This window comes from Paenibacillus sp. OK076 (assembly GCF_900110055.1).
GTDB lineage: Bacteria > Bacillota > Bacilli > Paenibacillales > Paenibacillaceae > Paenibacillus.
The window spans coordinates 169,043-177,210 of the sequence record NZ_FOCH01000007.1 but is presented as its reverse complement, the minus strand read 5'-3'; the positions used below and the strand labels follow the sequence as shown (position 1 = coordinate 177,210).

The 8,168-nt window shown below is 45.8% G+C and carries 7 protein-coding genes and 1 rRNA gene; 6 read left to right on the top strand and 2 right to left on the bottom strand.

Translation table 11 applies throughout. The features are described 5' to 3' along the window. Positions 1–95, top strand: a 5S ribosomal RNA gene (rrf, locus tag BMY78_RS30140); the annotation flags it as partial. A 185-nt stretch (positions 96–280) separates the two neighbouring features. Here rrf and BMY78_RS30135 read toward each other — a convergent pair. Beyond that, positions 281–835, bottom strand: coding sequence for an NADPH-dependent FMN reductase (locus BMY78_RS30135; RefSeq protein ID WP_090904921.1), 555 nt, complete (start codon positions 833–835; stop codon positions 281–283). Between the two features lie 302 nt (positions 836–1,137). Between BMY78_RS30135 and BMY78_RS30130 the strand changes: the two genes are divergently transcribed. Beyond that, complete coding sequence (locus tag BMY78_RS30130; RefSeq protein WP_090904920.1) at positions 1,138–2,133, top strand: ketoacyl-ACP synthase III; 996 nt, start codon at positions 1,138–1,140, stop codon at positions 2,131–2,133. Between the two features lie 237 nt (positions 2,134–2,370). Here the strand turns inward: BMY78_RS30130 and BMY78_RS30125 are convergent, their stop codons facing one another. Continuing rightward, entirely contained in the window at positions 2,371–4,305 is a 1,935-nt protein-coding gene (locus tag BMY78_RS30125) for an amidase family protein (protein ID WP_090904918.1), read from the bottom strand. 385 nt (positions 4,306–4,690) lie between these two features. Between BMY78_RS30125 and BMY78_RS30120 the strand changes: the two genes are divergently transcribed. The 4 genes from BMY78_RS30120 to BMY78_RS30110 all read left to right on the top strand — a co-directional run bounded on the left by BMY78_RS30120 (position 4,691) and on the right by BMY78_RS30110 (position 8,031). Then, the gene (locus BMY78_RS30120; RefSeq protein ID WP_090904916.1) at positions 4,691–6,820 is read left to right on the top strand and encodes a DNA topoisomerase III; all 2,130 of its coding nucleotides are present in this window, start codon (positions 4,691–4,693) and stop codon (positions 6,818–6,820) included. Between the two features lie 58 nt (positions 6,821–6,878). Further along, entirely contained in the window at positions 6,879–7,016 is a 138-nt protein-coding gene (locus BMY78_RS33020) for a hypothetical protein (RefSeq protein ID WP_175480788.1), read from the top strand. A 129-nt stretch (positions 7,017–7,145) separates the two neighbouring features. After that, positions 7,146–7,409 (top strand): DUF1294 domain-containing protein, encoded by a 264-nt coding sequence (locus BMY78_RS30115; RefSeq protein WP_063568208.1) that lies wholly within the window; start codon positions 7,146–7,148, stop codon positions 7,407–7,409. 187 nt (positions 7,410–7,596) lie between these two features. After that, positions 7,597–8,031 carry a universal stress protein gene (locus BMY78_RS30110; RefSeq protein WP_024633549.1) on the top strand — a complete coding sequence of 145 codons (435 nt, stop codon included), beginning with the start codon at positions 7,597–7,599 and terminating at the stop codon, positions 8,029–8,031. Positions 8,032–8,168 lie beyond the last annotated feature (137 nt).

Genomic DNA, 8,168 nt, shown 5'->3' with positions numbered 1-8,168 from the left:
TTCCACACGTACCCATCCCGAACACGACCGTTAAGCCCTCTAGCGCCGATGGTACTTGGACCGCAGGGTCCTGGGAGAGTAGGACGCCGCCAAGCAAAGAACCACTGCCGATGTTATTCGGTGGTGGTTTTTATTTGTTTAATATGAAGTATCTAATATAAACCTTAACAGCCCGGAGGAATTCCTGGGCTGTTTTTTATTTCAATTTATGTGATGTCCTAAATCTTTTTAGGTTATTGATTTCTTTATAGTCAGTTTAATTTAAGCAGGTTCTGTCTGTCTATTTATTCAAGTGGTTGCATGCATCCCCTAGGTTTAGAAGCGAGTTCTCCAATGCATGCTGGGTTTCTGAATCAATGATGACTCCTTGTTTATTCATCTTCAATGTAATATGAGGAATGGTTAGAGAGGCCTCATGTAAGACTTGGGCATTAATCATGTTTAACGTCATTAATAGTGAGGCATGGGCTTTGTCACCGCCCATGGGACTTGGAGAAGCAGCGATGGCAACGGTAGGTTTATTAAGCCATTCTCCAGAAGATACAATCCAATCTAATGCGTTTTTTAAGACCCCAGGAACTCCATTTCCATACTCCGGCGTGCAGATCAGAACTCCATCCGAATGCTTCAGTTGGGCTCTCAAATTCTGCACGGATACTGGACCCTCCTCGACATCGAGGTCAGGGTTAAAATGCGGTAGATCATTTAACCCAGTATATACTTCAAACTTAAGGTTAGGAGGAGCCAGCTTAATCATGGCGTGCATTAGTAACGTATTGGAGGACTGATTGCGCAGACTTCCGGAAATCGCAAGGATATTTAATTCTTTTTTCATGGGTATACATCATCTCTATTCTTTAGTAATGTAGGACAGTATTTTTATTTTCCTCCTGACGGAATGGACTGTCTATAGAAAACGCATTTAATTAAGGTATTCTTCATGTTACTCAGATGACATCCACAATTCTTCATCAAAAATGCATGCGATAGCTTTCATAACTCTGAGTAATAGGGTGAAGAAATCACTTAAAACAAACAACTGAGGAATGAATTATAATAAATATTTTTTAAAATTAGTACCAAGTACTAATACTTAGTGCTATAATGATATAAAAAACAAACGAGGTGACTACCGGTATGAATCAATCAATGTCAACCATTACCGCAATGGGTACGTATGTACCGGATCGAATATTAAGCAATGCTGATTTGGAGAAGCTGGTCGACACGAGTGATGAATGGATTGTACAGCGTACAGGGATGAGAGAACGGCGCATCGCAGCTGAGGATCAATTTGTATCTGACCTGGCCACCAGGGCTGTAGAAGATATGATGCGTCGTTATAATGTTAGCGTAGAAGATGTGGATATGATTTTGGTTGCTACCAGCACACCTGAATATTCGTTTCCCAGCACAGCATCCCGAGTACAGGCGAATCTCAAGATTCCACATACAGGAGTGCTTGATTTGAATGCGGCATGTGCGGGATTTACGTATGGATTGCAGCTGGCGGACAGTCTGGTAACCAGTGGCATGTATCATAAAGTGTTGGTTATTGGAGCTGAGACATTGTCCAAGATTACCGATTATACAGACCGTACGACATGTGTATTGTTCGGGGACGGGGCAGGAGCCTTTTTGGTAGAAAGAGCTGCTGGAAAAGGTGACTTTATGGCAGCCATCTCAGGTACGAGTGGAGAAGGCGGTATTCATCTCTATAAGACGGGTCTATCTTCGGAGATGAATGGCGTACCTTTGCAGGGTGAGGGATGTCTTGTCCAGAATGGCAGGGAAATCTATAAGTGGGCAGTGCGCACGATTCCAGAACAATTGGGTGGACTTATAGCCAAAGCAGAGATGAAACCGGAGCAGATCGATTGGTTTGTACCCCATAGTGCGAATCTAAGAATGATTGAAGCGGTGTGTGAACGCGGCCCTATTCCGCTGGAACGTACTTTAACAAGTGTGGAGTACCGAGGAAATACCTCCGCGGCTTCCATCCCTCTGGCTCTACAGCTTGCAGTAGACGCAGGGAAATTAAAGAATGGGCATCAAATAGCCCTGTTTGGTTTTGGAGGCGGCCTGACCTACGCAGGTCTTGTGCTTAGATGGAGCGTACCGGATACCAATTAAAATCATGGATATAACTCTTGTCATAATTGAATTGAGATAGCACACAAAAAAAGTACACCCTTTTTCATGAAGTCATGAAAAGAGTGTACTTTTTTTGAGAAGCAGAATAATTAAGATAAGTTGTATAACTCAATAGCATTAGCTTTGTTTCTGATACGTCTCAATCCCTATGAAGCAGACAATTAACATAAATGTTTGCGCTATTTTAATGGTAATTTAATTAACCTTATTAACGATTTATGGCGTTAGCTTAGGTGCTTTGCGGTGATGAGTCCCTTGCTCATAGCTGTAAGCCAGCTTGATCAGGGTTCCTTCATCAAAGGCGCGGCCCAGGAATTCCATCCCTACTGGCAGACCTTCAGTTGTAAATCCAGCAGGTACGGTAATTGCCGGGAATCCGGAGAATGGACTCAATCGGTTGTTACCACCGGAGTTTTGTCCTTCGCCAATAACACCAGCGGCTTGTGTGGACGTAGGATAGATAATGGCATCCAGGTTATTGTCCGCCATAACTTTCAGCAAGGACTCACGTGTGATTTGGGTACGTTTCAGGACGATGTCCTTATATTCGGCAGTCTCCAACGTTTCCCGTGCATCACGAGTCTTCATCGACTGTTCTTGTGACTTGTCAAACTGTCCGGAAGCAATAATCTCGGCCAAGCTGTGGTAAGGGGCTTTGTCACCAAGAGACTCCAGATAGTCATTAAGTTGGAATTTGAACTCGTATCCACTCAAGCTTGGATATTTATTGATCTCCGCCAGGTTTGGAATGCTGATCGGGACTGCCGTAGCTCCGAGCGTTTTGAGTTCTTCTACAGCGTTGTTAATTACATCAGCGACGGCTTTTTCCTCAGTTTTGGTGCTTGGAATGAGTTCGGTGGCCACACCGATCCGTGCACCTTTCAGACCGTTTACATCCAGGAAGTCTGTATAGCTGGAAGGGATTTTGCCTACAGCATAAGCTGTAGCGACATCGTTTTTGTCATAGCCGGCTGTAGCATCCAGCATGATTGCGGCATCACTCACGGTACGAGCCATAGGGCCGCCGACATCCTGTGTCAATGCAAGAGGGATGATCCCTTCACGGCTGGACAATCCAATCGTTGGACGAATACCGACAAGGCTGTTGAAGCTGGAAGGGATACGGATTGATCCGCCGGTGTCAGTCCCCATGCCTGCGGCTGCGAAGTTTGAGGCAATGGCGGCACCTGTACCACCACTCGATCCGCCTGGATAGTGGTCCAGCGCATAAGGATTCAGTGTTTGTCCACCCAGCGAGCTGGACGTGGTAATACCGAATGCGAATTCATGCAGATTGGTTTTGCCCAAAATAATGGCCCCTGCTGCTTTGAGCTTCTTCACTTGTTCAGCATCGTGAGCAGGTACAGAATCTTTCAAACAGATACAGCCTGCGGTTGTAGGCATATCGTTGGTATCGAAGTTGTCTTTAACTAAAACCGGAATACCATGTAAAGGTCCGCGAGGCCCCTGAGCTGCACGTTCCTGGTCCAACGTTTCAGCGATTTTGAGAGCATCCGGGTTCAAGGTCAGAACTGCATTAATGCTCACACCCTGATCATCGTATTTTTCAATGCGATCCAGGTACTTCTGCACAAGTTCTTTGGATGTCAGCTTTCCTTGCGTCATGGCAGCCTGGAGATCCGTAATGGTGGCTTCCTCCAGAACAAATGGTTTTATGTAGTTATAAATGCGGTCTTTCAATATAGAAACATCATTTTGGGTAAGTACTGCATTGGGAAGGAAGAGGGCGTCGGTATATCCTTTCATCAACCCTGCGGTGTTCAGCGCACCAACGGCACCGGCAAAGCTTGCCTGATCCGGGACATCCTTGAACGATTCTGGAGTGGACTCCAGCTTCAGCCAGGATTGCAAAGCTAAAGCAGCATCTTTACGCTGTACTGTTGTGCCGGAAAGCTTGTCCATGGAAAAAGGAACACCTGCAAGTGTAGCCGCTTCTTCCATAGCTTGAACAAATGCTGCTGCAGTGACAGGAGCCTTACCAGCAGTTACGGCTGCAACCGTAGTTTTGCTCGAAGGCGCTGCTGTTGCAGCTGAGGCTGAGGGAACCGTTCCTCCCCATGTTGTGGCAACAACTGCTCCGGCCAGTAACAAGGCCCCACTTTTTTTCAATACAGATCCATGATAAGTCATGCATCCACGCTCCCTTCCTGTGTATCAATGATGTGTGTTAGCGAATCTGATATAGTTGCTTTTGTCACATTCTAAATAGATGTAAGGTATTCTTACAATACTCATATATATTCAAAAAAACGTATACATACTATATTATCGCTATTGGACCTACCATTTTCTCTTAATTCCATTCACAGAAGAAAATTGTCGAAGAATATTGTGTTAATTAAACTGACATGAAAGTCGTGGGATAGGCACCATGAGGAAAATCGTTCTTTATGAAGCCAAAGCAAACCGATACCATGAAATGATATAATGGAAAGATAGAAGCAGAAGAATTCTTTTAATCAAACAATAGAAGCAGTGAGGGTCATAGGTTTCATCAAAGAAAGGAAGATATGGAGTGAAAACATTAGTACTCGCAGAAAAACCATCTGTGGCACGCGAAATAGCCAGAGTGATGGGGGCGCGTGATAAACATAAAAGTTATATGGAAGGCCCGAAATATATCGTGACCTGGGCGCTTGGGCATCTTGTTGGGTTGGCTGAGCCAGAGGACTATGACAAAAAGTATGCAACCTGGAATCTGGAGGATCTGCCGATTCTGCCCGATCGGACCAAGCTGAAGGTACTCAAAGAGACAAACCATCAATACAAAGCGGTACAGCAGCTGATGAAACGTCAGGATGTTGGTGAACTAGTCATTGCAACGGATGCAGCGCGTGAGGGAGAATTACTGGCTCGTTGGATTATGCAAATGGCCCAGTGGAAAAAGCCGTTCAAGCGGCTGTGGATATCATCCCAGACGGACAAGGCAATCAAGGATGGATTTGCATCACTGAAGCCAGGCAGCCAGTTTGATCGTCTTTATGAATCGGCACGTTGCCGGGCAGAAGCAGATTGGATGATCGGTCTTAACGTGACGCGTGCATTGACGGTTCGATTTAATGCACAATTGTCAGCTGGACGGGTACAGACCCCCACACTTGGCATGATTATGGACAGGGAAAATGAGATCAACGGTTTCCGTTCGCAGGAGTATGAGACGTTAACGGCCGATCTGGGAGGTTTTCAGGCGGTATGGCGAGCTGCAGGTGGGGATTCACGCATCTTCGATTCGCAAGAGACACAAGAACTGAAGAAACGTATAGAGGGTCGTAAGGGTACAATTGCCCAAGTGAAAAAAAGCGAAAAGGTTGAGCCGCATCCGCTGGCTTATGACCTGACGGAATTACAACGGGATGCCAACCGGAAATACGGTTTTTCTGCCAAGCAAACATCGAATGTGCTTCAGCGCCTTTATGAACAGCACAAGCTGGTAACCTACCCACGTACAGACAGCCGTTACCTGACATCGGATATGACGGGAACGCTGAAAGAACGACTGGATAGTGTTGCGATTGGCCCCTATGCGTCTTTGGCTCGTCCGTTGTTGCGTAAAAATCTGAATATCACCAAACGTATCGTGGATGACAGCAAGGTAACCGATCACCACGCGATCATTCCAACAGAACAGACGGTTCTCCTCAATCAGCTGAATCCAGAGGAACGTAAGTTATACGATCTGATCGTACGCCGTTTTATCAGCTTGTTCTATCCGGCTGCGAAGTACGACTCTGTTGCGATCACTGTTCAGGTGGGTAACGACTCCTTTCATGTGAAAGGCACAACGGTGAAAGAAAGCGGCTGGCGGGAAGTATACGGCGGAGATTATAGCGATGAGGATGATGATCGTGCTGACGATTCTTCGGATCATGAGCGTGCGCTTTTGCCAGATGTGCAGCAAGGTCAGTCCGTGACGGTTCAACGTTGTCATATCAAAAGTGGACGGACGATGCCGCCCAAACGGTATACCGAGGCAGCTTTGCTTTCCCAAATGGAGAAGTATGGACTGGGTACTCCGGCTACCCGTGCGGATATTATCGAGAAGCTGGTAAGTTCCGACACCATCGATCGTCAAGGAAACAGCATGCATCCAACGGGAAAAGGGAAGCAGTTAATTGAACTGGCTGCTCCTCAGCTGCGTACACCGGATTTAACAGCCCGCTGGGAAGCTGAACTGGAGCGTATTGCTCGTGGGCAAGGGAAGCCAGAGCCTTTCCTGGAAAGCATTCGTTCAATGGCGAAAGAGCTTGTGTCTACGGTAAAAGGAAGCAAAGCGGAGTATAAGCCGCATAATGTATCGAATAGTCACTGCCCGGATTGTAATGCACGCTTGCTTGAGAAGAAGGGTAAACGTGGCAAGTTCCTCGTATGTCCAACAGAGGATTGCGGATATCGTCGTTCGGCTGAAAAACGATTATCCAACCGTCGCTGTGCACAGTGTCACAAAAAGATGGAAATTAAAGAGGGTAAGGCAGGTTTGTACGTGCAATGTCTGCCTTGCGGCATAACGGAAACATTGGATAAAGACAAACAGCATGTGAACAAACGTGATCAGCAAAAGTTGGTCAAACAATATGCGAAACAGGAGTCGATCGGCTCCAATCTGGGAGAACTGTTGAAGGCAGCCATGGAGAAAAAGGGAGAGTAAGACTGTCGTATAAGATTCTCCTTTTTCAGGCAACGTAAGCCTAGGAGGTGATACGCAGATGCCACATAACAAACCAGAAAAGATTCATAATCAGCAGAACAAAGACAGCATTCAGGAAGAGAGTATCTCTGTACGTCCCGACAAAGCAGCAAAAAGAGCACCAAACCTGAATGGTATTCCTAAACAGGAGTCATAGGTTCGGTATTCGGGATTCATAGCTTCTAAATATCTTTGCGGTTCCCTTCTCGCGTTGATCATGTTCCTCTAGAGGACTATAATGGAGGTACAGGGAGATGTCCCGGGATAGGGGGACCGCTAAAAGTATATGCAAACCGGATTGATACTGTGGTTTTTATTTATCAATGTCGTAGGTTACCTGGTCATGTCGGATGACAAGAAACGTGCGCAGCGTCGTCGAGACCGTACACCTGAACGAACGTTGTTCCTGCTGGCCTTTATTGGTGGAGCATTGGGAGTATGGATTGCAATGTATCGTAAACGTCACAAGACCAAACATCCCAGTTTTACGATTGGCATTCCGTTGTTGTTATTCCTAAATGCGGTAATCTATGGGTATTTCCTGCAATAAGGTAAGGATTGAATGGTTGGGATCTGCTGTACTCCAGGTGAGTGGCTAGAATGATTATGTAAAATGTTTCTTATAAATGGTTCATTTTGACCTGGGGACGTTTAAGGAGTTACATGGTTCTTGTATTTTATGTCAGACCGAAGCTGGCTTCGAATGTTCTACATATAAAGGAAGGGACGGGATTTACATGTTATTCTCCAAAATATTAGTAGCATATGATGGTTCGAAAGCTTCAAATAAAGCACTTGATCGTGCAATTGAGTTAGCCAAAGTTTCTCCGGGTGCTGTTTTGGATGTTATCCATGCCTTTGACTTTCCGCGTGTATTCATCGGGGAAGGATTGGCACCTTTGCCACCTTCATTGAATAATGACTACTATAATCTGGCTGTGCAAACGACGGATGAAGCGAAAGAGCGGATTCAGGCTGCTGGCGTTACAGCGAACGTGGATCTGATTCAAGGTGCTGCTGCCGAGGTCCTTCTCGATTACGCCAAAGAGAACGGATCGGATATTATTATTATTGGTAGCCGTGGCCTTGGTGGAATCCGGGAATTTGTTTTGGGCAGCGTCAGTCACAATGTAGTGCAGCATGCTCAGGTTCCGGTACTTATCGTGAAATAATTATAGAATGTGTGTGTACACATGAAAGAGAAAAGCCGGCTGTCTTCGATAGGTTGAAGAGGGGTCGGCTTTCTTTTTTGGAATAAAAGGGATGCAGCATCTCCGAATGATCGGTTATTTCCGAACATTACATTTGT

Coding starts and splice junctions, on each gene's coding strand:
- BMY78_RS30135 (WP_090904921.1), bottom strand. CDS start 835: ATGAAAAAAGAATTAAATATCCTTGCGATTTCCGGAAGTCTGCGCAAT.
- BMY78_RS30130 (WP_090904920.1), top strand. CDS start 1,138: ATGAATCAATCAATGTCAACCATTACCGCAATGGGTACGTATGTACCG.
- BMY78_RS30125 (WP_090904918.1), bottom strand. CDS start 4,305: ATGACTTATCATGGATCTGTATTGAAAAAAAGTGGGGCCTTGTTACTG.
- BMY78_RS33020 (WP_175480788.1), top strand. CDS start 6,879: ATGCCACATAACAAACCAGAAAAGATTCATAATCAGCAGAACAAAGAC.
- BMY78_RS30115 (WP_063568208.1), top strand. CDS start 7,146: ATGCAAACCGGATTGATACTGTGGTTTTTATTTATCAATGTCGTAGGT.
- BMY78_RS30110 (WP_024633549.1), top strand. CDS start 7,597: ATGTTATTCTCCAAAATATTAGTAGCATATGATGGTTCGAAAGCTTCA.